The 22,461-nt window shown below is 72.8% G+C and carries 23 protein-coding genes; 14 read left to right on the forward strand and 9 right to left on the reverse strand.

All coding sequences use genetic code 11. The annotated features are described in order from the left end of the window. The first annotated feature begins 427 nt into the window (after positions 1-427). From ACFYYR_RS18915 to ACFYYR_RS18970, 12 genes are all read left to right on the forward strand, one after another. Positions 428-1,249 carry an SRPBCC domain-containing protein gene (locus ACFYYR_RS18915; RefSeq protein ID WP_388854214.1) on the forward strand — a complete coding sequence of 274 codons (822 nt, stop codon included), beginning with the start codon at positions 428-430 and terminating at the stop codon, positions 1,247-1,249. Between the two features lie 42 nt (positions 1,250-1,291). Then, on the forward strand, positions 1,292-2,101 hold the full coding sequence (locus ACFYYR_RS18920) for an aldose 1-epimerase (RefSeq protein WP_388854217.1): 810 nt from the start codon (positions 1,292-1,294) through the stop codon (positions 2,099-2,101). A gap of 26 nt (positions 2,102-2,127) precedes the next feature. Next, entirely contained in the window at positions 2,128-2,673 is a 546-nt protein-coding gene (gene pyrE / locus ACFYYR_RS18925) for an orotate phosphoribosyltransferase (RefSeq protein ID WP_388854220.1), read from the forward strand. Between the two features lie 192 nt (positions 2,674-2,865). Further along, positions 2,866-3,906: a class II fructose-bisphosphate aldolase gene (gene fbaA / locus ACFYYR_RS18930; protein WP_388854510.1), complete on the forward strand. Its 1,041-nt coding sequence runs from the start codon at positions 2,866-2,868 to the stop codon at positions 3,904-3,906. 237 nt (positions 3,907-4,143) lie between these two features. Further along, positions 4,144-5,784, forward strand: a complete 1,641-nt coding sequence (locus tag ACFYYR_RS18935; protein ID WP_388854223.1) for an MFS transporter — start codon at positions 4,144-4,146, stop codon at positions 5,782-5,784. 38 nt (positions 5,785-5,822) lie between these two features. Further along, the gene (locus ACFYYR_RS18940) at positions 5,823-6,236 is read left to right on the forward strand and encodes a DUF3151 domain-containing protein (protein WP_388854226.1); all 414 of its coding nucleotides are present in this window, start codon (positions 5,823-5,825) and stop codon (positions 6,234-6,236) included. A 358-nt stretch (positions 6,237-6,594) separates the two neighbouring features. After that, a complete protein-coding gene (locus ACFYYR_RS18945; RefSeq protein WP_388854229.1) occupies positions 6,595-7,449 on the forward strand; it encodes a tryptophan 2,3-dioxygenase family protein in 855 nt (284 codons plus the stop codon). A 229-nt stretch (positions 7,450-7,678) separates the two neighbouring features. Beyond that, complete coding sequence (locus ACFYYR_RS18950) at positions 7,679-9,007, forward strand: kynureninase (protein WP_388854513.1); 1,329 nt, start codon at positions 7,679-7,681, stop codon at positions 9,005-9,007. A 3-nt stretch (positions 9,008-9,010) separates the two neighbouring features. Beyond that, positions 9,011-10,117, forward strand: coding sequence for an alpha/beta hydrolase (locus ACFYYR_RS18955; protein WP_388854232.1), 1,107 nt, complete (start codon positions 9,011-9,013; stop codon positions 10,115-10,117). Between the two features lie 373 nt (positions 10,118-10,490). Next, positions 10,491-11,795 carry a sensor histidine kinase gene (locus ACFYYR_RS18960; protein ID WP_388854235.1) on the forward strand — a complete coding sequence of 435 codons (1,305 nt, stop codon included), beginning with the start codon at positions 10,491-10,493 and terminating at the stop codon, positions 11,793-11,795. After that, a complete protein-coding gene (locus ACFYYR_RS18965) occupies positions 11,792-12,460 on the forward strand; it encodes a response regulator (RefSeq protein WP_388854238.1) in 669 nt (222 codons plus the stop codon). The genes ACFYYR_RS18960 and ACFYYR_RS18965 overlap by 4 nt, the downstream gene beginning before the upstream one ends. A 147-nt stretch (positions 12,461-12,607) precedes the next feature. Further along, positions 12,608-13,822, forward strand: coding sequence for a cytochrome P450 (locus tag ACFYYR_RS18970; protein ID WP_388854241.1), 1,215 nt, complete (start codon positions 12,608-12,610; stop codon positions 13,820-13,822). A 90-nt stretch (positions 13,823-13,912) separates the two neighbouring features. Here the strand turns inward: ACFYYR_RS18970 and ACFYYR_RS18975 are convergent, their stop codons facing one another. Further along, positions 13,913-14,296: a winged helix-turn-helix transcriptional regulator gene (locus tag ACFYYR_RS18975; RefSeq protein ID WP_388854244.1), complete on the reverse strand. Its 384-nt coding sequence runs from the start codon at positions 14,294-14,296 to the stop codon at positions 13,913-13,915. 101 nt (positions 14,297-14,397) lie between these two features. Here ACFYYR_RS18975 and ACFYYR_RS18980 point away from each other — a divergent pair, with 101 nt between their 5' ends. Next, entirely contained in the window at positions 14,398-14,799 is a 402-nt protein-coding gene (locus ACFYYR_RS18980; protein WP_388854247.1) for a RidA family protein, read from the forward strand. Between the two features lie 170 nt (positions 14,800-14,969). On the opposite strand, the gene ACFYYR_RS18985 is transcribed toward ACFYYR_RS18980, so the two are convergent. Both ACFYYR_RS18985 and ACFYYR_RS18990 read right to left on the reverse strand, forming a co-directional pair. After that, positions 14,970-16,610 carry an ABC transporter permease gene (locus tag ACFYYR_RS18985; protein WP_388854250.1) on the reverse strand — a complete coding sequence of 547 codons (1,641 nt, stop codon included), beginning with the start codon at positions 16,608-16,610 and terminating at the stop codon, positions 14,970-14,972. Then, the gene (locus ACFYYR_RS18990; RefSeq protein ID WP_388854253.1) at positions 16,607-17,653 is read right to left on the reverse strand and encodes an ATP-binding cassette domain-containing protein; all 1,047 of its coding nucleotides are present in this window, start codon (positions 17,651-17,653) and stop codon (positions 16,607-16,609) included. Before ACFYYR_RS18990 ends, ACFYYR_RS18985 begins: the two co-directional genes overlap by 4 nt. 91 nt (positions 17,654-17,744) lie before the next feature. Here ACFYYR_RS18990 and ACFYYR_RS18995 point away from each other — a divergent pair, with 91 nt between their 5' ends. Continuing rightward, the gene (locus ACFYYR_RS18995) at positions 17,745-18,311 is read left to right on the forward strand and encodes a GbsR/MarR family transcriptional regulator (protein WP_388854256.1); all 567 of its coding nucleotides are present in this window, start codon (positions 17,745-17,747) and stop codon (positions 18,309-18,311) included. 71 nt (positions 18,312-18,382) lie between these two features. Here ACFYYR_RS18995 and ACFYYR_RS19000 read toward each other — a convergent pair whose 3' ends face one another. The 6 genes from ACFYYR_RS19000 to ACFYYR_RS19025 all read right to left on the reverse strand — a co-directional run bounded on the left by ACFYYR_RS19000 (position 18,383) and on the right by ACFYYR_RS19025 (position 22,434). After that, complete coding sequence (locus ACFYYR_RS19000; RefSeq protein WP_388854259.1) at positions 18,383-18,805, reverse strand: hypothetical protein; 423 nt, start codon at positions 18,803-18,805, stop codon at positions 18,383-18,385. Beyond that, positions 18,802-19,077 (reverse strand): CopG family transcriptional regulator, encoded by a 276-nt coding sequence (locus ACFYYR_RS19005; protein ID WP_388854262.1) that lies wholly within the window; start codon positions 19,075-19,077, stop codon positions 18,802-18,804. The genes ACFYYR_RS19000 and ACFYYR_RS19005 overlap by 4 nt, the downstream gene beginning before the upstream one ends. Positions 19,078-19,196: 119 nt before the next feature. Beyond that, positions 19,197-20,342 carry a hypothetical protein gene (locus ACFYYR_RS19010; protein ID WP_388854265.1) on the reverse strand — a complete coding sequence of 382 codons (1,146 nt, stop codon included), beginning with the start codon at positions 20,340-20,342 and terminating at the stop codon, positions 19,197-19,199. Between the two features lie 397 nt (positions 20,343-20,739). After that, the gene (locus ACFYYR_RS19015) at positions 20,740-21,570 is read right to left on the reverse strand and encodes a class I SAM-dependent methyltransferase (protein WP_388854268.1); all 831 of its coding nucleotides are present in this window, start codon (positions 21,568-21,570) and stop codon (positions 20,740-20,742) included. Positions 21,571-21,806: 236 nt separating this feature from the next. Beyond that, positions 21,807-22,181, reverse strand: a complete 375-nt coding sequence (locus ACFYYR_RS19020; RefSeq protein WP_388854272.1) for a DUF397 domain-containing protein — start codon at positions 22,179-22,181, stop codon at positions 21,807-21,809. 37 nt (positions 22,182-22,218) lie between these two features. Next, positions 22,219-22,434: a DUF397 domain-containing protein gene (locus ACFYYR_RS19025; RefSeq protein ID WP_388854275.1), complete on the reverse strand. Its 216-nt coding sequence runs from the start codon at positions 22,432-22,434 to the stop codon at positions 22,219-22,221. Positions 22,435-22,461 lie beyond the last annotated feature (27 nt).

The following is a 22,461-nucleotide window of genomic DNA, read 5'->3' on the forward strand; positions in this document are numbered from 1 at the left end:
GGGGGGGGGGGGGGGCGGGGGGGGGCGGGCGCGGGGGGGGGGGGGGCCCCGCAAGTTATATTTCCGGGCCCGGGGGCCCCAAAAATACACGGCAGCTCCCGCAACCCCCCACCCCTGCGACCCCGCCCCCTCCCGCCGGTGGCCCGTCCACACGCCCCGGCCTCTACCGTCGGTGGCCTGCATTCGGGATCTCGTCTCTGTGGTGGGCGGGCCTGTCCCGCGGGTCCCGGTCCTCTTCCGTTGGTGGCACGCATTCGGGATCTCGTCCCGTTTTCTCGGCGGCCATCGCTGCCATCCCGTCCCCTGGTGGCCGGTCTTTCGGAGTGACTGCTTCAAGTCGGTTGGGAGGGCTGGAGATGGTGTTGTCGGGCCGGAGCGGGTGCTGGAGGGGGATGGCTGGGTAGGCTCGGTCTTCATGGAGCATGAGGTGTTCGTTCCGTTTTCCGCCGGCACCGTGCGGCAGGTCCTCGTCGATCCGACGAGGGTCGCCGGGTGCATTCCCGGGTTCCAGGAGGACGCCGACGCGGCGCGGGAGCCGGGCGCGGTCGTCGGCCGGCTGCGGCTGCGCGTCGCCAACTCGACCATCACCTACCGCGGAAGGCTGCGCGTCGTCCCGCAGGACGGTGGCGACCTCGCCGTCGAGGGCGAGGGCACGGAGGCGCGGGGCAGCGGGTCCGTGCGCTGTGCGCTGACCGTGCGGCTGATCGCCGGGGACGGCGGGACGACGCTCGCCTGGAGCGGGACCGTGCGCAGCGAGGGCCGGCTGGCCGAGGCGGACGACGACGCGGCCGGGGCCGCGGGGCGGCGGCTGCTGGACCGTTTCGCTGTCGAACTCGCCGCGGCGCTGGAGTCGTCGCTCGGTTCGGGCGAGGGCGACGACAACCAGCGGGTCATCCCCGGCATCCCCTCCCCGGAGAACGGTGCCCGGACCCGGCCGGACGCCGAGCCGGAGGAGGGCGATGCGCCGGCTTCCGGGTTCGAGACCGACGCCCGTGAGGACGACGCCGAGATCGACGCGGCCATCGAGGACGGCGAGGAACCGCCGGCGGAGGCCGCGCACGCCCGTCGCACGATGATCGGCCGCAGCGCCGAGGAGGTCGACCACGCGCCGCCGCGCGGCCGGTACGCCCCCGTGCCCGCGCCCGAAGCCGCCTCCACCACGGCCACCTTGCGCTGGGCGGCGCCCGCCGCGGCGGCGCTGGTCGCCTCGGCCGTGGTCGTCGGCCGGATCCTGCGCCGCCGGCGGTAGCGCCGGGCGCACGGTGATCGGGTCGCGGCTAGGGTTCGAGGGGTGAGTACCCATGACACCCCCGACGGCGGCGTACGACTCGGCGCCGGCGATGCCGAGTTGACCGTGCTGCCGGCGCTCGGCTGCCGGATCGGATCGCTGCGGATCGGCGGCACGGAGCTGCTGCGGCAGGGCCCCGACCACGGGGCGTTCCCCATGGTCCCGTTCTGCGGGCGGACGGAGAACGGCCGGTTCCGCAACGGCGGCACCGTGCACCAGCTGCCGCTGAACTCCCCGCCGCACGCCATCCACGGCACCGGCCGGGACGCCGAATGGAGCATCGCCCGCACCGAGAAGGCGTCCGCGGTCTTCACCTACGACCTCGCCGACCCGTGGCCGTACCCGGGCCGGGTCACCCAGCTGGTCGAGCTCACCGAGGACTCGCTGACTCTGACCATGGGGGTCGAGACGATCGACGACTCGTTCCCCGCCCAGGTGGGCTGGCACCCCTGGTTCCTGCGGAACCTCGGTACCGGTGGAGCGGACGCTGTGATCGACTTCGCGCCCGCCTGGCAGGAGGAGCGCGGCACGAACCATCTGCCGACGGGCCGCCGGATCGATCCGCTGCCCGGTCCCTGGGACGACTGTTTCGGGATGCCGGACGGGGTGGAGGTCACCCTCACCTGGCCGGAGGAGCTGGAGCTGACGGTCACCAGCCGCGGTGAGTGGGTCGTGATCTACGACGAGCAGCCCGAGGCGATCTGTGTCGAGCCGCAGTCCGGGCCGCCGAACGGCCTCAACACGGCGCCGCGCCTGGTCACCCCGGTCCAGCCGCTGGAGATGGCCACCACCTGGAGGTGGCGTCGGCTCTGACCGCCGGCCCGGCTAGTCTCGTCCGTATGAGCTCTTCCTCCGACGTGCGTGACGCCCTGCTGCAGCAGATCAAGGACAAGGCCGTGATCCGCGGCAAGGTGACCCTCTCCTCCGGGCTGGAGGCCGATTACTACATCGACCTGCGCCGGATCACCCTCGACGCGGAGGCCGCTCCCCTGGTGGGGCAGGTCATGCTGGACTCCACCGCCGACCTCGACTTCGACGCGGTGGGCGGGCTCACGCTCGGTGCCGACCCGGTCGCCACCTCGATGCTGCACGCCGCCGCCGCCCGCGGCCGCAAGCTCGACGCGTTCGTGGTCCGGAAGGCGCAGAAGACGCACGGCATGCAGCGCCGCATCGAGGGCCCGGACATCAAGGGACGCCGGGTCCTGGTGGTCGAGGACACCTCCACCACCGGCGGCTCCCCGCTCACCGCGGTGCAGGCCGCCCGGGAGGCGGGCGCCGAGGTCGTGGCGGTCGCGACGATCGTGGACCGCGGCGCCGCGCCCGCCATCGGGGAGGCCGGAATTCCGTACGTCCCGGCCTACGAGCTGCCCGATCTGGGGCTCTGACCTGCGCATTCGGTGAGGGGCGGAGTGTTTCACGTGAAACACTCCGCCCCTCTTCGGTGTCCGCATTCTGGGCCGGGTGGACCAATCGGGCTCGTCTGGGAAGATGGGGGCGACGATGACGTCGCCCCCTAGGTCAGGGCCACGGAAAATTCCCGGGGAGCAGACCCCGGACCCCCGGCTGCACACCCGCAGATCACAAGGAGCGGACAGATGCCCATCGCAACCCCCGAGGTCTACAACGAGATGCTCGACCGGGCGAAGGCAGGCAAGTTCGCCTACCCGGCCATCAACGTGACCTCGTCGCAGACGCTGCACGCGGCCCTCCGCGGCTTCGCCGAGGCGGAGAGCGACGGCATCGTCCAGATCTCCACGGGTGGTGCGGAGTTCCTGGGCGGTCAGTACAGCAAGGACATGGTCTCCGGCGCGGTCGCCCTGGCCGAGTTCGCGCACATCGTCGCCAAGAAGTACCCGGTGAACATCGCCCTGCACACCGACCACTGCCCGAAGGACAAGCTCGACGGTTACGTCCGGCCGCTGCTCGCCGTCTCGCAGGAGCGGGTCGCTGCCGGCCAGAACCCGCTCTTCCAGTCCCACATGTGGGACGGCTCCGCCGAGAAGCTCGACGAGAACCTGACCATCGCGCAGGAGCTGCTCGCCGAGGCCGCCAAGGCCAAGATCATCCTCGAGGTCGAGATCACCCCGACCGGTGGCGAGGAGGACGGCGTCACGCACGAGATCAACGACGAGCTGTACACCACCGTCTCCGACGTCGAGCGCACCGCCGAGGCCCTCGGTCTGGGCGAGAAGGGCCGCTACCTGCTGGCCGCCTCGTTCGGCAATGTGCACGGCGTCTACAAGCCGGGCAACGTCGTGCTCCGCCCCGACCTGCTGCGCGAGCTCCAGGACGGCATCGCCGCCAAGTACGGCAAGGAGAACCCGTTCGACTTCGTCTTCCACGGCGGCTCCGGCTCCACCGAGGACGAGATCCGCACCGCGCTGGAGAACGGCGTGGTGAAGATGAACCTCGACACCGACACCCAGTACGCCTTCACCCGCCCGGTCGCGGACCACATGTTCCGCAACTACGACGGTGTGCTGAAGATCGACGGCGAGGTCGGCAACAAGAAGACCTACGACCCGCGCAGCTGGGGCAAGTCCGCCGAGAAGGGCATGGCCGAGCGGGTCACCCAGGCGTGCGCCAACCTGCGCTCCACCGGCACCAAGCTGAAGTAGTGCGCCGGGCGTGACCGCTCCGGCCGGGCCTGCGGGGCCGGTCGCGGACACGGCCACCCGTGCGGAACCGGGCCGGGCCCCTCGAGGGGTCCGGCCCGGACGCGTTTCCGGCCACGGGGGCCGTCGTCCCGTGGCCGTGGGTGGCTGTGACGGGTTCCCGGGGCCGGGTGTTCCCGGTGGCCGGATCGTGGTGCCGCCGGACTGGCCACCGGCAGGTCGCGCGAGGATGATCCCGGTATGAGTGATTTCTTGCGGCGGTCGGCCACCGGGCGGACGCCGTCGGACGGGACGCCTCCGCCGCCCGTCGGCAGCGCTCCCGGCACGATCCGGCTGTCGCAGGGGCCGGGCCGCTGGGTCCTGCTCACCACCGTGCTCGGATCGGGCATGGCCCTGCTCGACGGAACCGTCGTCAATGTCGCCCTGCCCCGGATCGGCGCCGATCTCGACGCCGACCTGGCCGTGCTGCAGTGGACCGTCAACGCCTACACGCTCACCCTCGCCTCGCTGATCCTGCTGGGCGGGGCGCTGGGCGACCGGTTCGGGCGGCGCCGGGTCTTCGTGATCGGTGTGGTGTGGTTCGCCCTCGCCTCGCTGGCCTGCGGCATGGCCCCCAACGCACCGGTCCTGATCGCTGCCCGGGCCCTCCAGGGGATCGGTGGCGCGCTGCTCACCCCCGGCTCGCTGGCGCTCATCCAGGCCACCTTCCACCCGGCGGAACGGGCCCGCGCGGTGGGTGCCTGGTCCGGGCTCGGCGGGGTGGCGGCGGCGGTCGGGCCGTTCCTCGGCGGCTGGCTGGTCGACGGGCCCGGCTGGCGCTGGGTGTTCCTGATCAACGTCCCGCTGGCCGCCGTCTGCGTCACCGTGGCGGTGCGGCACGTGCCCGAGACCCGCGATCCGGGGGCGCGCGGGCGCTTCGACGTCGCCGGTGCCGCGCTCGGCGCCGTGTCCCTCGGCGCGGCCACCTACGCCCTGATCGAGGCCCCCGAGAAGGGCGCCTCCCCGACGGTGGTGATCGCGGGCGTCGGCGGGGTGCTGCTCGGGGCCGCCTTCGTCCACCTGGAGCGGCGGCGCCGGGACCCGATGCTGCCGCCGCGGATCTTCGCCTCCCGGCAGTTCACCGCCGTCAACGCCGTGACCTTCTGCGTGTACGCGGCCTTCGGCGGCTTCTTCTTCCTCTCCGTGCTCCAGCTCCAGGTGGTGCTCGGCTACTCCGCGCTGGCCGCGGGGACGGCCCTGCTGCCCACCACCGGAATGATGCTGCTGCTGTCCGCCCGCTCCGGCGAACTGGGCCAGCGGATCGGCCCCCGCATCCCGCTGACCGTGGGCCCGCTGCTCTGCGCCGCCGGTCTGCTGCTGATGCTCCGGGTGGACGCCGGGGCCTCGTACTGGGCGGACGTGCTGCCCGCCCTGCTGGTCATGGGCTCGGGCATGGTGCTGCTGGTGGCCCCGCTCACCGCGACCGTGCTCGCCTCCGTCGAGGTCGAGCACGCGGGCCTGGCCAGCGGCGTCAACAACGCGGTGGCCCGGGCCGCCGGGCTGCTCGCGGTGGCGGCGCTCCCGCTGCTCGCCGGAATGGGACCGGAGGCCTACCGGGAACCGGAGGAGTTCGCGGAGACCTTCCGCCGGGCCATGCCCATGTGCGCGGGCATCCTGCTGCTGGGCGCGCTGATCGCCGTGCTGGCCGTACGGTCCGACGTGCTGGCGCCCTCCGGTCCCGCCGCCGCGAAGGCGCCGGGCGGTGCGGAAGGGGCGGCCGGTGCGGAGGAGGCGGCGGGGGTGGCCGAGGCGCAGCCGCGCTGCCGGGCCGAGTGCCGTACGTACTGTGCGGTGACCGCGCCGCCGCTGGATCCCGGTACTTCCGTATCAGGCCGGTCCTGATCACCCCTTCCGGGCCCGGGGCAGGCAGACTGGGGACCATGTCCACACACGAGAACCTTCTCGGGGGTCCGCCCCCGACCCATCTGCCCGACGACCCCGAGCCCCGCGAGCTGCTCGCCTCCGGCGCGGCCCCGGCCGAGGTCGCGGCGAAGTACCCCGCTTCCTCCCTCGCCTGGGCCCAGCTCGCCGACGACGCCTTCGAGGGCGGCCGGACCGTCGAGTCCTACGCCTACGCCCGCACCGGCTACCACCGCGGGCTCGACTCGCTGCGCCGGGCCGGCTGGAAGGGCCACGGACCGGTGCCGTTCGAGCACGAGCCGAACCGCGGCTTCCTCCGCGCGCTGCACGCGCTGGCCCGCGCCGCCCAGGCCATCGGTGAGCAGGAGGAGTACGAGCGCTGCACCACCTTCCTGCGCGACTCGTCCCCGACCGCCGCCGACATCCTCACCTGAGGCACCCCTCTTCCGAGCCGTGTCCCCCGCCGGGGACGCGGCTCACCTTTCGCCGAGTGACGCATGCGCCGTACGACGACGCATGCGTCACGTGCGTTGCGGGGGATACATGAGGCGCGCGCGGCGCAGGGGCCCGCGCCCCGACGCCGCGGAACGGCTGGTTCCGAGGGTGGCGGGTCGCGGCTGCCGGTGCGGCCATCGGCGGGAGGGTTCTTGCCGTAGTGGCTGTACAGCACCGATGATGCGCTGAGGGCCGGATTCGCCGTTGCGGCGGACCCGGCCCGAAGAGGGGACCGGGGCTCCGATGCCGAGAGGAAGGGGCGGACCGCTACCCGGCAGTACGCACGAGGAGACAGCAATGTCACACCTGCCCCCTGCGTCGGAAGCCGGTCCGGAGGCCGGCCCCGACACCCCGAATCTCGACTTCGCCGGCACCACGCCGTACGAGGACTACGTCCAGGCGGACGTCCTCACCCACCTCCAGCACCCGCTCTCCGACGACCCCGGCGAGATGGTCTTCCTGGTCACCACCCAGGTCATGGAGCTGTGGTTCACGGTGATCGTCCATGAGTGGCAGACCGCCGCGGAGGCGCTCCGCCAGGACGACCTGCCCGTCGCCCTGGCGGCCCTGAAGCGGTCGACGTACGAGCTGGAGTCGCTCAACGCCTCGTGGAAGCCGCTGGCCCACCTCACCCCGGCGCAGTTCAACTCCTACCGCAGCGCGCTCGGCGAGGGCTCCGGCTTCCAGTCCGCGATGTACCGGCGGATGGAGTTCCTGCTCGGCGAGAAGTCGGCGTCGATGCTCGTCCCGCACCGGGGCGCGCCGCGCGTCCACGACGAACTGGCCAAGGCCCTGCAGGAGCCCAGCCTGTACGACGAGGTGGTGCGGCTGCTCGCCCGCCGCGGCCATGCCGTACCGGCGTCCGTGCTGGAGCGGGACCCGTCCCTGCGCTACGAGCCCGACCCGGCGGTCGAGCGGGCCTGGCAGGACATCTACTCCGGTCCGCAGGACAGCGAGCTGGTCCGGCTCGGGGAGGCGCTGACCGAGGTCGCCGAGCTGGTGTGGCGGTGGCGCAACGACCACCTGGTCGCGACCCGGCGGGCGATGGGCGCCAAGACCGGAACCGGTGGTTCGGCCGGCGTGGCGTGGCTGGAGAAGCGCGCGGCCAAGAACGTCTTCCCCGAGCTGTGGACGGCGCGCAGCCATGTCTGACACGACGGCCATGTCCGGCGCGACGGCCGGGTCCGGCGCGACGGCCGGCGCGGTCGGCCGGCCCGGGTCCCCTTCGGTATCCGCACGGACGGCGGGCTCGGCGCGCGGACGGGATGCCGATGTGCTGGGTGAGCTGAACGATTCCTCATCGGAGGCCGTGGCGCCCGGACGGGCCGCGGCCACGGACGAACGGAACGGTATGGGCGGCACCACGGAGACCACGGACGCCATGGACCCCACGGACACCACTGCTCCCGGCGACCTCGCCGCGGAGGCGGCTCGCCGGGACGCGGCCGACCCGCTCGCCGCGGTGCGCGACCTCTTCGCCCTCGACGACGGGGTGACCTACCTCGACGGCAACTCGCTCGGCGCGCTGCCGCGCAGCGTCCCCGGGCGGATGGCCGAGGTCATCGAGCGGGAGTGGGGCGAACTGCGGATCCGTTCCTGGGAGGAGAGCGGCTGGTGGACCGCCCCCGAACGGATCGGTGACCGCATCGCGCCGCTGATCGGGGCGGCGCCGGGCCAGGTGGTCGTCGGCGACTCGACCAGCGTCAATGTGTTCAAGGCCGTGGTGGCGGCGGTCCGGGCGGCGCAGGCGGCCGGCACCGGAGCCGGAGCGGATGCCGGCACGGCCGGTCATGCTGCCGGTGCCGGTGCCGGTGCCGGTGCCGGTGCCGGGGAGTCGGGCGCGGGGGCGGTGCGGCGTGACGAAGTGCTCGTCGACGCCGCCACCTTCCCCACCGACGGGTACGTCGCCGAGTCCGCCGCCCGGCTCACCGGCTGCCGCATCCGGGCGGTCGCACCCGGGGACATGGCCGCCGCGTTCGGACCGCGCACGGCCGTGGCGCTGATCAACCACGTCGACTACCGCAGCGGGCGGCTGCACGACCTCCCCGGTATCACGGCCGCGGCGCACGCGGCCGGGGCGCTGGTGGTGTGGGACCTGTGCCACAGCGCGGGAGCCCTGCCGGTGGAACTCGACGCGCACCGGGCCGACTTCGCCGTCGGCTGCACGTACAAGTACCTCAACGGCGGTCCGGGCGCGCCCGCCTATCTGTATGTGCGACGGGATCTGCAGCCCGGGTTCGACTCCCCGTTGCCCGGGTGGAACTCGCACGCCGACCCGTTCGGCATGGAGTCCGCCTACACCCCGGCGGACGGCTCCGTGCGGGGCCGGGTCGGCACGCCGGACATCCTGTCGATGCTGGCGCTGGAGGAGGCGCTGACCGTCTGGGACGGCGTCTCCGTCGAGGCGGTGCGGGAGAAGAGCCTCGCGCTGACGGACTTCTTCCTGGAGTGCGTGGCGCACCATGTGCCGCCGGGCACGGTCGAGTCGGTCACCCCGGCCGCCCACCCGGAGCGCGGCAGCCAGATCGCGCTGCGCTGTCCCGGCGCGGGTGCGGTGATGCGGGAACTGACGCGGCGTGGGGTGGTCGGCGACTTCCGTCGTCCGGACGTGCTGCGCTTCGGCTTCACCCCGCTCTACACCTCCTTCGCGGACGTGGAGCGGGCCGCGCGGATCCTGGGTGACGTGCTCGCGGACGAGCGGCGGGCCTGACCGGTGGCCGCAGCCGGGGGAGGGGACGCGGAGGCCGAGGAGGCCTCCGCGTTCGGCCACGCGCCGGTACCGGCCGATGTCTCCCTGCCGTACGGGCCGCATCCGGACCAGGTCGTCGACCTCTACGCCCCGCGGGGCGGTACGGGGCCCGCGCCGCTGGTGGTCCTGCTGCACGGCGGGGCCTGGCGCGCTCCGTACGACCGGCACCACGTCTCGCCGCTGGCCGCCCGGCTCGCCGGGTACGGCTTCGCCGTCGCCTCGGTGGAGTACCGCCGCGGGCCGGGGCATCCGGGCCTCCGGACGGGCGGGGCACCGGGGGAGGGCGCTTCGGTGGCGGGCGGCCTCCCGGTGTGGGAGGGGAACGGGCCGGGCGCGGTGCCGCGCGCGGGCCGCTGGCCCGAGACCTTCGACGATGTCGCGCTGGCCGTCGACCGCCTCCCGGCGCTGATCGGGGAGGTGCAGGCCGCCGAGGGGAGGACCGCCGTGCGGGGCGTACCGCAGGGCGACCCCGCGTGGGCGCGCGTCGATCCGGCGTGCACCGTGCTCACCGGGCACTCCGCGGGCGGGCACCTCGCGCTGTGGGCGGCGGCCCGGCACCGGCTGCCCGCCGGGTCCCGGTGGCACCGCGCCGGGCCGCCGCCGTTCCGCGGGGTCGTCGCCCTGGCCCCCATCGCGGACTTCGCCACCGCCCGGCGCCTCGGGGTGTGCTCGGACGCGGCGGTGCAGCTGCTGGGCGGTCCCGAGGAGTGGCCGGCGCGGCTGCCGTACGCCGACACCGCCGCCCTGCTGCCCACCGGGGTCCGCACCACGGTCGTCCAGGGCGCCACCGATGCCGATGTGCCCCCGGACGTCGCCCGCGCCTTCGTGGCGGCGGCCGAGCGGGCCGGACAGCCGGTCCGGCTCGTGCTGCTCGACGGGGTGGGCCACTTCCCGCTCATCGACCCGGCCGCTCCCGCAGCTGCCGTCGTCACCGATGAGATCGCCCGGCTCGCCGGCCGCGAGCCCGAGCCCGAGCCCGAGCCCGGCCACCAACCCGGCTCCGATCCCGGCTCCGATCCCGGCCACCAATCCCGCGTCGACCCCGACCCCGGCCCCGAACACAGCCGCTGAGCAGGGCGGACGGCACCCCCCCCGGTCCGTACCCCCGCGGTGGTGCCGGAGAGCCGGGGTACGGCCGCGGAGGCCGTCCCGGGGCGCCTGACGCCGGATGCGCGGCGGCATCCCGGGAACCGCCGCCACCCCTCCCCGCGTCCCCGGAACCGGAGCTGTTGCAGTCGGCACCGGGGCCCTTCGCGGGGTGGCCCCCGCCGGAAGCCCCGGTCTCCGCGGAGACCTCGTCCTCCGCGGAGCCTCCGGGGCCGGGACGCACCCCGCTCCCGGCGTGTTCACGCTCCGTGGATGCCTCGTCATCCTTGAGACGGACGAGCAGATGTCAGCTTTGTCGGTGACGACGCCCGGCCCCGTACTGCGTAGCGTGCTGCCTGTGAATGAGACGACAACCGCGTGGACCGAGTCCCGCATAGCCCGGACCGCCTGGCAGACGGTGCGTCACGACCTGTTCGAGGACGCCTGGGCCCTCCGGCCGCTGCCGCCGCTGCGCGCCGAGCGCTTCGTCCGCTGGCCGCGGATCGAGCGGATCGGTGGCCGCTGGCTCCCCCACGCGACGGTCGCCGCTCTCGCGCTGCTCATCACGATGGGGGAGGCGACGTCCCGGGACACCACGTCGTCCTTCGGCACCCTCGTCGGCGTTGTCATGGGGCTGACGCAGACCGTGCCGCTGCTGCTGGTCCTGCTCCGGCCGGTCGGCGCCTTCTGGGCCTCCCTCGCGGCCACCGTCGCGTCCCCGGTGACCGGATCGTGGGGTGGCCCCGGCATCTCGGCGCTGGTCGCCGTGATGGTCCTGGTGGCGCTGCGCACGCGGCCCCGGGTGGCCGTCGAGATGTGGGTGATCACGCTGGTGGTCTCCCTCGTGATGGACGTGCTCGCCCATGACCCGTACGGCGGCGTCGTGGCCGTCCCGCTGGCCTTCTTCTCCGCCGTTCTCCTCGCCACCGCCGTCGCCCTGCGCGGCTGGCGGCTCGCCCGCGGCGAGGTAGCCGAACAGGAGACCCTGGTCGCCGACGTCCGCGGTCAGCACTCGCTGCTGGAGGAGCGCGCGCGGATCGCCCGCGAGCTGCACGACGTCGTCGCCCACCACATGTCGGTGATCGCGATCCAGGCCGAGGCCGCCCCGTACCGGGTCAGCGATCCGCCCGAGGAGCTGACGAAGAGCTTCGGCACCATTCGCAGCAGCGCGGTCGAGGCGCTCGCCGAACTGCGCCGGGTGCTGGGCGTCCTGCGCTTCGAGAGCACCGACGACCAGCAGCTGCCCGACGCGCCGCAGCCCGACCTCTCCCGGCTCGACGAACTCGTCGACGGCGTCCGGTCCGTGGGCCTCTCCGTCGAGGTCGCCCGCTTCGGAGCGCAGCGGACGCTGCCCCAGGGCGTCGAGCTGTCGGCCTTCCGCATCATCCAGGAAGGGCTGAGCAACGCCCTGCGCCACGCGCCCGGCTCGCAGGTCAGGGTGGAGGTCAGCTACGTCCTCACCGGCCTCGGCCTGCGGATCGTCAACACCCCGCCGACCGCGAAGGTGCAGCCGTCCCCGGGCATGGGCCACGGGGTGATGGGTATGCGCGAACGCGCCGCGATGCTCGGCGGCGAACTGACCGCCGGACCCACCACCGACGGGGGCTTCGAGGTCTCGGCCTTCCTCCCGCTCGACCAGCCGGCCGAGGAGGCCACCGCATGACCATCCGGGTGCTGATCGCCGACGACCAGATGATGGTCCGCGAGGGTTTCTCGGTGCTGCTGAACGCGCAGCCCGACATGGAGGTGGTCGGCGAGGCCCTCGACGGCCGCGAGGCCGTCAGTCAGGTGGAGACCCTCCGGCCCGACGTGGTGCTGATGGACATCCGGATGCCCGGCATGAACGGCCTGGAGGCCACCCGCCGGATCGCCGAGGCCCGGCGGGACGACGCGGGCGCCCGGGTGCTCATCCTCACCACCTTCGACCTGGACGAGTACGTCTACGAAGCGCTCCGGGCGGGCGCCTCCGGCTTCCTGCTCAAGGACGCCTCCGCCCGGCAGCTCGCCGACGCGGTACGGATCGTGGCGGCGGGCGAGGCGCTGCTCGCCCCGACGGTCACCAAGCGGCTGCTGGCCGAGTTCACCCGGCTCGGCGCACCGCGCGCCCCGCGGATGGACCGGATCGAGGCGCTGACCGAGCGCGAGACCGAGGTGCTCGCCCAGATCGCGCAGGGCCTGTCGAACGGGGAGATCGCGGGCCGCCTGGTGGTCACCGAGGCCACGGTCAAGACCCATGTGAGCCGCATCCTCGTGAAGCTCGGGCTGCGCGACCGCACGCAGGCGGCGGTCTTCGCCTACGAGATCGGGCTGGTGACGCCGGGCGGATAGCCGCGGGGGCGGGGCCGGTACGGGGCAGCGGTGCGGCCTGTCGGGGACCGGAGGCCGGTCCTGGCCGCAGCACCCGCATCGTCCCCGCCCCGTACCGGCCCCGGCCGATCGGGAGCGGGGATCCGTACTCCTGGGTACGGTCTGGCCATGAATGCAGCGGCTGTCACCTTCGACCCGTGGTCCCCCGCCTTCGTCGCCGACCCGTATCCCGCCTACGCGGGACTGCGGGAGTCGGGCCGGGTGCACTGGTTCGAGCCGACCGGGCAGTGGCTGATCCCCCGGCACGCCGACGTCAGCGCGCTGCTCCGCGACCGCCGGCTGGGCCGCACGTATCTGCACCGGTTCAGCCACGAGGAGTTCGGCCGCACCCCGCCGCCGCCCGAGCACGAGCCGTTCCATGTGCTCAACGGCAACGGCCTGCTGGATCTGGAGCCGCCGGACCACACGCGCATCCGCCGGCTGATCTCCAAGGCGTTCACCGCGCGCACCGTGCAGCGGCTGACCCCGGCGGTGGAGCGGATGGCCGCCGAGCTGGCCGACGAGCTGTGCGCACGGGGCGGCGGCGACCTGATCGAGCTGGTCGCCGAGCCGCTGCCGGTCGCGGTGATCGCGGAGATGCTGGGCATTCCGCGCGCGGACCGCGGGCTGCTGCGGCCCTGGTCGGCCGCCATCGTCGGGATGTTCGAGCTCAATCCGACGGAGGAGGCGGCGCGCCGGGCCGTCCGGGCCTCGGTGGAGTTCTCGGCCTATCTGCGCGACCTGATCGCCGAGCGCCGTGCCGCCCCCGGTGACGACCTGATCAGCGCCCTGATCGCGGCCCACGACGAGGACGACCGGCTCAGCGAGCAGGAGATGATCTCGACCTGTGTGCTGCTGCTGAACGCCGGCCACGAGGCCACCGTCAACACCACCGCCAACGGCTGGCTGGCCCTCTTCCGCAACCCGGACCAGCTGGCCGCGCTGCGCGGCGACCCCGCGCTGCTGCCCACCGCGGTCGAGGAACTGATGCGGTACGACACCCCGTTGCAGATGTTCGAGCGCTGGGTGCTGGACGACATCGAGATCGCGGGGCGGACCATTCCGCGCGGCGCGGAGGTGGCGCTGCTGTTCGGCTCCGCCAACCGGGATCCGGAGCGGTTCCCCGACCCGGACCGCCTGGATCTCACCCGCTCCGACAACCCGCATCTGACCTTCGGCGCCGGCATCCACTACTGCCTGGGAGCCCCGCTGGCCCGCATCGAACTCGCCGCGTCCTTCGGCGCCCTGCTGGAGCGGGCACCGGGGCTGCGCCTGGTCTCCGAACCGCGCTGGAAGCCGGGGTATGTGATCCGCGGGCTGGAGGAACTGGTCGTCGAGGTCTGACGGGCGGCTTCGTTCACGTCGAGCAGCAGCGAAGCGCGCAACGAGGGTGTGGCGCTGCGCGCCCGTCAGGCGTCGGGCGCTGCGCGCCCGTCAGGCGTCGAAGTGACGGCGCGCGTCCTCGATGTGACCGAGGTACCGGTGGGTCCAGCCGCAGATGGCGTCGACCGTGGCGCGCAGGGCCCGGCCCGGCTCGGTGAGGGTGTACTCGACCCGCGGCGGCACGGTGGGGTGCACCTTCCGGTCGACCAGGCCGTTGCGCTCCAGCATGCGGAGGTTCTGGGTGAGCATCTTGTGGCTGATGCCCTCGACCTCGTTCCGCAGGGCGCTGAAGCGCAGGGTGCGCTCGCCGAGCGCCTCGATGATCAGGAGCGCCCACTTGTTGGCGACGTCCGAGAAGATCTCCCGCGCCAGGGAGTCCGCGCGCCGCAGGTCGGCGTCCTCGGGCAGGCCCTCGAGCATGTGCTTGGTCACCATCAGGTTCCTCAGTCACCGAAAAGTGCGTTCTTCCAGTTCAGGCCTCACTCTCCTACGGTTTCTGAGTAACCACAAGAGAGCAGATCGGGAAGGCGAGCACCATGACCGTCATCGATGTCTTCAACCACGACGTGCCGGCCGAGGACGACTTCGGCTACTCGCAGGCGATCAGGTCCGGCGAGCTGATCCACGTCTCCGGACAGGTCTCGCTCGACGGGGCGGGCGCGTTCCTCCACGCGGACGACTTCGCCGGCCAGCTCCAGCGGACCTACGCCAACATGGACAAGGTGCTGGACCACTACGGAGTCAGCCGGAAGCAGATCGTCTCGCAGGTGCTGTACGTGGTGAACCTGCGGCAGAACGCCGCGGCGACGGCGGAGGGCAACCTGGCGTACTTCGGCGGCCACCGCCCGGCCAGCACGGTTCTCGGCGTCACCGAACTGGCCTTCCCCGGCCAGGTCGTCGAGATCAGCTTCGTCGTCGACACGAAACTGCCCGCCTGAGCTCGCCCGCAGCGCGCGGCGCGTCCGGGCGCCGGCCGGCGTCGTCCGCCCCGGCGGCTGCCGGCCGGCCCGCGTCCGCCTGCGCGGACCGCCGGCCGACGACCGGCTGCACCGGCCGACGACCGGCCGGCGACCGGCCGTGCAGCCGGTCGCCAACGGGCAAGCGATGGTCAGCCGATGTCCCGGCGCCGGAACGCCAGCAGCCCGGCCCCGGCGAGCGCCGCCGCCAGCAGCGTCAGCCAGAGGAACGGAGCCGCGTGCGCCTCCGCCCCGGGCAGTTTCGGCAGGTGGCTGAAGGGCGACAGGTTCATCGCCCACTGCGGCAGCTCGACGGACGGCCCGAGCCAGCCGATGCCGAGCCAGGCGCCCGCCACCCCCCACGCCACCGGGGTCGCCCTCGGCAGGGCCCCGAACAGCAGCATCGCGCACCCGGCGGCCAGCCACACCGCCGGCACCTGGGCCAGCGACGCCCCCAGCACCCGGGGGAGTTCGTCGCCCAGGCCGCCCGCCGTCGCCCCGTAGCCGACGCCCATCGCGACCCCGCAGGAGAACAGCACCGCGACCGTGCCCAGGAACGCGACGGCCAGATGGCTGCCCGCCCAGCGCAGCCGGCCCGCCGCGGTGGCGAGGACCGGCTCCGCGCGCCCCGCGGTCTCCTCGGACCGCAGCCGCAGCACGCTGCCCACGGCGAACAGGGCGGCCACCATGCCGAGGATGCCGGTCATCGCGGCGAGCGAGGAGTCCGTGAGGCCCTGGTGGCCGCCCATCCGATCGATGATCGCGCGGGTCTGTTCGTTGTCGTCCATCAGCTCGGCGGCGCCGTCCGTGATCGCCCCGAACACCAGGCCCGCGACGGCGAATCCGGCCGCCCAGCCGAGGAGCGAGCCGCGCTGGAGCCGCAGCGCCAGACCGTACGTCCCGCCGATCCGGCCGGCCGGCGGGCCGGGGCGGGACGGCAAGAAGCCCGCGCCGAGGTCCCGGCGGCCGGCCAGCGCGAAGGCCGTGGCCGTCGTCGCGGCGGTGAGCGCGGCGAGCAGCAGCAGGATCCACCAGCGTTCGCCGGCGGCCGGCCGGACGTTCTCCGCCCAGCCGAGCGGCGACGCCCAGCCGAGCGGCGAGGAGCCGTCGTCGGACACCACGTCCCCCGCCGTGCGCAGCACGAACGCCAGCCCCAGCACGGCCCCGGCCAGCCCCTTCGCGGGCCGGGCGCTCTCGGTGAGCTGCGCCGCGACCGCCGCGACACCGGCGAACGCCATGCCCACCGCGCCCAGGGTCAGGCCGAGCGCCAGGGAGCCGGCCGCCGGGGCGCCGTACCCGGAGGCCGTGGCGGCGACCAGCAGTGCCAGCAGCGCGTTGGCCACCGCCGCGGCGAGCAGGGCCGCGGTCAGCGGGGCGCGGCGCCCCACCACGGCCGAGGACAGCAGTTCCTGACGGCCGGTGTCCTCCTCCTCGCGGGTGTGCCGGACCACGATGATCAGACTCATCAGCGCGGCCAGCACCGTGCCGAAGCCGAGGGACCGCCAGGCGATCAGCCCGCCCACGGTGTCCTGGAACACCGGCCCGTACAGGCCGCGCAGCGAACTGTTGGTGGTCATCGACTGCGCCACGTCGGCCCGCTTGGCCGCCGTGTCGTAGAGCTTCTCCAGCGAGGAGCCGGTCCCGGCGACGACGGCGGTCTGGGCGAGCACCCAGACGGGCATCATGACGCGGTCCCGGCGCAGGGCGAGCCGCAGCAGCGTGCCCGTCCCGGCGAGGCCGCCGCGGCGACCCGGGAACGCCCGGGCGGACGGGGCGTGGGCGACGGCGGTCACCGGACGCCCGCCGTCCGCGCGTCACCGGATCCTGCGTCACCGGGGGCGGCCTCACCGGGGGCGGCGTCACCGGGGGAAGTGGCACCTGAGGCAGCGGAACCTGAGGCAGCGGCGCCGGAGGTGGGGTCGCCCCCGCCCGGGCCCCCGTCCTGGTAGTGCCGGAGGAACAGCTCCTCCAGCGTGGGCGGCGTGCTGGTCAGGCTGCGCACCCCGGACTCGCTCAGCTGCCGCAGCACCCCGTCGAGCCGGTCGGTGTCGACCTGGAGCCGCACCCGCCTCCCCTGGACGTCGAGGTCGTGGACGCCGGGGAGCCGGGAGAGCCCGTTGGGCGGTCCGGCGAGTTCGGCGCTGACCGATGTCCGGGTCAGATGCCGCAGGTCGGCGAGCGATCCGCTCTCGACCGTCCGGCCGCGGCGGATGATGCTGACCCGGTCGCACAGCGCCTCCACCTCGCTCAGCACGTGGCTGGAGAGGAGGACGGTCCGGCCGCGCTCCCGTTCCTCCGCGACGCAGCTCTGGAACACCTCCTCCATCAGCGGGTCCAGCCCCGAGGTGGGTTCGTCGAGGATCAGCAGATCGACGTCGGAGGCGAACGCGGCGACCAGGGCGACCTTCTGCCGATTGCCCTTGGAGTAGGCGCGGCCCTTCTTGGTCGGGTCGAGTTCGAAGTGCTCCAGGAGCCGGGCACGGCGGTGCGGGTCGAGCCGGCCGCGCAGCCGCCCGTAGAGGTCGATGGCCTCGCCGCCGGAGAGGTTCGGCCACAGGGTGACGTCGCCGGGGACGTACGCGATCCGGCGGTGCAGCTCCACGGCGTCGTGCCAGGGATCCCCGCCGAGCAGCCGGACGGTGCCGCGGTCGGCCCGCAGCAGACCGAGGAGGACGCGGATGGTGGTGGACTTCCCGGCGCCGTTCGGGCCGAGGAAGCCGTGGACCTCGCCGGTCGCCACGTCGAGGTCGAGACCGTCGAGCGCGAGCGTCCGGCCGAAGGACTTGTACAGGCCGGCCGTGTGGATCGCCGGCTCCGGTGAGAGGGCCTTGGTCATGCTTCTGAAAGTACGCTACTTTCAGAAACTTGTGAAGTTAAGGAAGCGTATAAACTCGGGAGGCGGCGTTGAGCAGGGGAGAGGATGAGGCGTGACCGACAGCGTGAGCAGGGCGGACGGGGCACAGAGCCGTCCGGAACGGACCGGAACGGCGGCCCCCGGGCCGACGGACCGGCGTGACGAGGACGCGGTCTCCCGGTTCGTCGAACGGTTCGCCGCCGAGCTGACCGGCGCCGGGATGCAGCGGATGGCCGCGCGCGTCTTCGCGGCCCTGCTCGCCTCCGACTCCGGCTCACTCACCTCGGCCGAACTCGCCGAGCGGCTGCAGATCAGCCCCGCCGCGGTGTCCGGCGCGATCAGCTATCTGACCCAGGTCAACATGGTCGGCCGGGAGCGCGAGCCCGGCTCACGCCGCGACCGCTACCGCCTGCACAACGAGCTCTGGTACGAAACCTTCACCCACCGCAACCAGGTCGTGACCCGCTGGGAGAAGACCCTCCGCGAGGGCGCCGCCTCCCTGGGCCCCGACAGCCCGGCCGGGGCGAGGGTCGCCGAGACGGCCGAGTTCTTCGAGTTCCTGCAGAGCGAACTGACCGGAATCATGGACCGCTGGCGCGAACGCCAGGAGGCGCGCGGCGGGGCCACGGCCTGGCAGTGAGCCTGCGGGGGCGGAGGGCGGCGATGCTCAGGCGGACGGCGGCGCTGCGTCGCGTGTCCCGTTTCAGGGATTCAGACCTTGGCGACGACGATCCTGTCCGGGACCAACCTCTCCAGGTCGTCCACATCTGAGGTGAAGACCGTCACCTGTCCCTGCTGCTGCCGTGCGATGACGGCGAGCACCGCGTCGATCGCGTGCTTGTGGCCGTGCAATCCGGTATCGGCCAGGAGGCGGCGCGCCTGTCGGGCTTCGTCCTTTCCGACCGTCGCGACGCTGACGCGGGAAAGCACCCAGTCCCAGCGCTGTTCGGTGGTCCTGCCGTCGTACGCCTCGACGAGGGTCATCGGGGAGGTCACCACTTCGGCCTCGCGTCGGTCTGCGAGAACGAGCCGGGTGATCATCATGCGATCGCCGCGAACAGCGAGCGACAGGGCCTCGCAGTCGAGGACGAAGACGCGGAGTGGTGTGGTCCGCTGGCCGCGTCGTTCCTTCACGCGGCTTCACCCGGGCGGCCCTTCCCGGCGGCGCGACGCCGGTGTTCCGCGTCGAGAGCGTCCAGCTCCTCGCGTCCCGCGGCAAGCTCGCTCTCGGTGACCGCTCCATGCTCTTCCTGCAGCCAGTCGACCAGTTCCCGGAGCCGGTCGCGGTCTCGCTTGAGGCGCAGCGCCTCGGCAACGTAGGCCGAGATCCCCCGCTCGGATGTCTCCGACCGGATCTCGTCGAGGAGATCCTCCGGGATGGTGATCGTCACCTTCTTGGTCGCCATACAAGTCACCATACTCACACTACCTCTCTCCATACCAGGGCTGTCGCGGCGAGCGGCAGCGTCGAATCTTCTTGCAGGTCCCGGCGGTCTCCCCTGCCCAAGGAACTCCTGGTTCGCGCTCAGCAAGCTGTTGGCAGAGGACCGCGGAAGGCGGCTCGGGGGCTCACGGACTCGGAACGACAGTCGCGGCAACAGCCCGGTTCCGCGGCCCGGAAGGCGCGTTCGCAGCCGCCGTCGCAGGTCTGCCAGGGCAGGACGGCGGGTTTGGCGGGGGCGTCCGGTACGACGGTGCTCGGTGGTGGCGCGGCCACGGGTGGCTCGTCGAGCCGGTAGGCCAGGATGCGGGCCGGCCGCGCCCGGAAACGGTCCGGGAGCCTGGTTGTGAGGAGATCGGTGATCTCCTTCTGCCCGACCCCTCGCGCCAGCCACAGGCTCACGGCCGGGGCGAGCCGGTCGACCTCCCGCCGGGACAGGATCAGCCGGGGGTCGCGGATGCGCAGCGAGGCGAGGATGACCACGGCCCGTGGGTCTGTTTGCGGCGCGGGGTCCTGCTCGGGGGCCGGTTCGCTCTCCGGGGTTGGTTCACGTTCCCGGACGGGTTCTCTCTCCCGGACGGGCTCTCTCTCCGCGACCGGTTCCCGTTCCGGGGCCGGAGGTGAGAGCGAGGGGTCCGGCGCATCCACACGCTCCGGCGGGACCGTGGGGACGGGCCCGGGCGCGGAAGGCGTGGGCTTCGCGGATCGGGTGGACTGCGTGAAGCGCGTGGAGCGCGTCGCCGGGGTGCGCGCAGCGGGTGGCGGTGCGGACCGTGTGGGCGGTGTCGGCTGTGCGGGGCCGGACCGCGCGGGCGGTTTCGACAGTGCGGGGCCGGACCGGGGTAAGGCACCGCGCCCCGCCCCATCGCTCACGTCTGTGCCTCCCGGCACATCGTTGAAGAACGTCCGCGTGCGGATCACCCCGCCGGGCCCGCGCTCGCGGCGCCGCTCCAGATAACCGGCCGCCTCCAGCTCACGGAGCGCCCGCGAGATGAGGATCTCGCCCTCGGTGAAGTGGCGGCACAGGGCCGCGATGCTCACGGGGGCGCCGTCCGGCAGGGAGAGGATGTACGCCGCGACGCCGACGGTGACCGCGCTTCCACGGCGCTGCGCCAAGGCGTTGGCGATCACGGTGAAGTCGGCGGTGAGACGGGTGCGGAGATGGATCACGCCGGAGGTCGGTGACCCGGCGTCAGCGCGCAGGCGCGCGTTAGACTGCGGTCCAGCCATCGGGAAGGTCTTTTCTTCCTGATCGGTGAGGCCCTCGTTCGGGATGCCAGTCCCGGCCGGGGGCCGTATTCATTTTCGCTTGTCGCGGCGAACGTAACCGCCTGCTTCCCCCACCCGCAAGCCGGTCACCCGTCCGGGTGATGTGGCGGGAGGGGAGGGAGGGTTGGGGTTCTTTCCCCAGGTCCTTTGGGGAGTCACGCGGCCCACCGGGACCCGGCGGACGGGGGGTCGGCGAGGCCGGGTCCTGGCCCTGGGGAACCCAACGACGACCGGTGCGCGGCGGACGGGGGGTGGTCGGTTGGGGGACCGCACTTGCCGGAGGCGTGCGTCGGCTCGAACGGTGTCGGCCTCGATAAGGCGCTGCTGATCCCCACTTGGTCCGTGCGGACTGGGGCGTCTACGCACTCGCCGGGTGAGGGCCGCGGCAGACGAGCAAACCACCAAGGCAATTGATGCGGAAAGCACCTTCGGTGCGGATCGTCTCGCTAATTCGTTCGCGTGCGCGGTCGAGGGTTTCCCGGAACGGGACGCCCATCTGATCCGCCCAGGCTGCATACGAGGCCAAGTGGGCGACGACCGGTTCAGCGTCGGTTACCGCGATCACCCCGGGGAGGGGGATCGTGCGGACTTCGGTGAAGAACGTGCCGAGCATCGCCGGAGCGTCCTCCAGGGCGAAGCGCGCTGACAACTGCACTCGGGCCGGCCCCTCCGGGACGCCCAGGACGTCACCTGCGGCCCGGCGCCAGAGACACTCCAGCTCCTGCTTGTCCGTCCGGCTGTTGGTGGAGACGATCGCGATGCCGCCGGGTCCCAGGACACGGGCCAGTTCGCGCACAGCTCGGGTCCGGTCCTCCACGTGGTAGAGCATGTGCAGCGCGAGCACAGCACCAAGTGACCCATCGTCGAAGGGCAGTTGCTGAGCGTCTGCGACGACGGCTCCGGGAATATCGCCGAGGATGCCTTGGGAGACATCCATGGGAATCACCGTCAGGTCGTGGCGTTCCTCGCGAAGTCGCTGTACGAACTTTCCGTTGCCGCATCCCACATCAGCGACCCGACCACCTACCCCGACCAACTCGTCCACGACCATGCCCGGAAGGTCGTGGCGCGGCGTCTGCCATGCGTAGAGGGACTGGCGAGCAGCCAGGTGCTGACCGGAGCCGTACGCCTTGCTGGAAAGAAGGCCGCGGTCGGTGACGGAAGCGTCGCGCGTGTGCTGGGCGGTCATCACGTCTCCGTGGGGTCGCTGACGGGAGCGGGGGTGGGGCGTAGACGGGACGGAAGCTGCGGTGACGTGGTTGCCCGCAACAGTTTGCCGAGGGAAGTGCGGCGGGACCTCACCACTCGATGAGGCGACCTTGCCCCATTCCTTTGCTGGAATTCCGGGGGGACGGGGCTGCCGGGACCCCGTGGACGGGGTCCCGGCGTACCAGGCAGGTCCACAACGATCGGTGGCCGATGGACTCAGGCCTCGGCTGCAATCTTCAATTCATCGATGAACGTGGCCCAGGAAGCCGCAGTGAAGACGAGCACTGAGCCGTTGGGGTCCTTGCTGTCGCGGATGGAGACGAGGCCGGGCAGTCCGTCGGCGACTTCGACGCAGTCGCCCCCTTCTTGATTGCTGTATGTGCTCTTGTGCCAGGTGGCGGCCTTCAACTCGCTGGTGAAAGAGACCCATGCCGTCTCGGAAAAGACGAGCGGCATGCCTTCCGGGTCTTTGCTGTCACGGACGGGCACGAGGCCGGGGAATCCGTCGGCGACCTCGACGCAGTTCCCGCCTTCTTGGTTGCTGTAGCTGCTCTTCCGCCAGCTGGCATGGGTCAGGTCGGGGCGGGACATTCGGTTCATGGTCGATGCCCTCCGGTTTCGGGACTGCTCAGGTGCGCTGGTCAGCCTTCACGTCGGAGATGAACCCGGTCCAGCTCTCGACGGTGAAGACCAGGACTGGGCCTTCGGGGGCCTTGCTGTCGCGGACGGGGACGAGGCCGGGGAATCCGATGGTGACCTCGACGCAGTTCCCGCCCGCCTGGTTGCTGTGGCTGCTCTTGCGCCAGTCGGCTCCGGACAAGTCGGGATGGGACACGCGCTGCATGGTCGATGCCCTCCGGTCCGGGACGAC

The organism is Streptomyces sp. NPDC001922, assembly GCF_042891165.1.
In the GTDB taxonomy this organism is placed as follows: Bacteria; Actinomycetota; Actinomycetes; order Streptomycetales; family Streptomycetaceae; genus Streptomyces.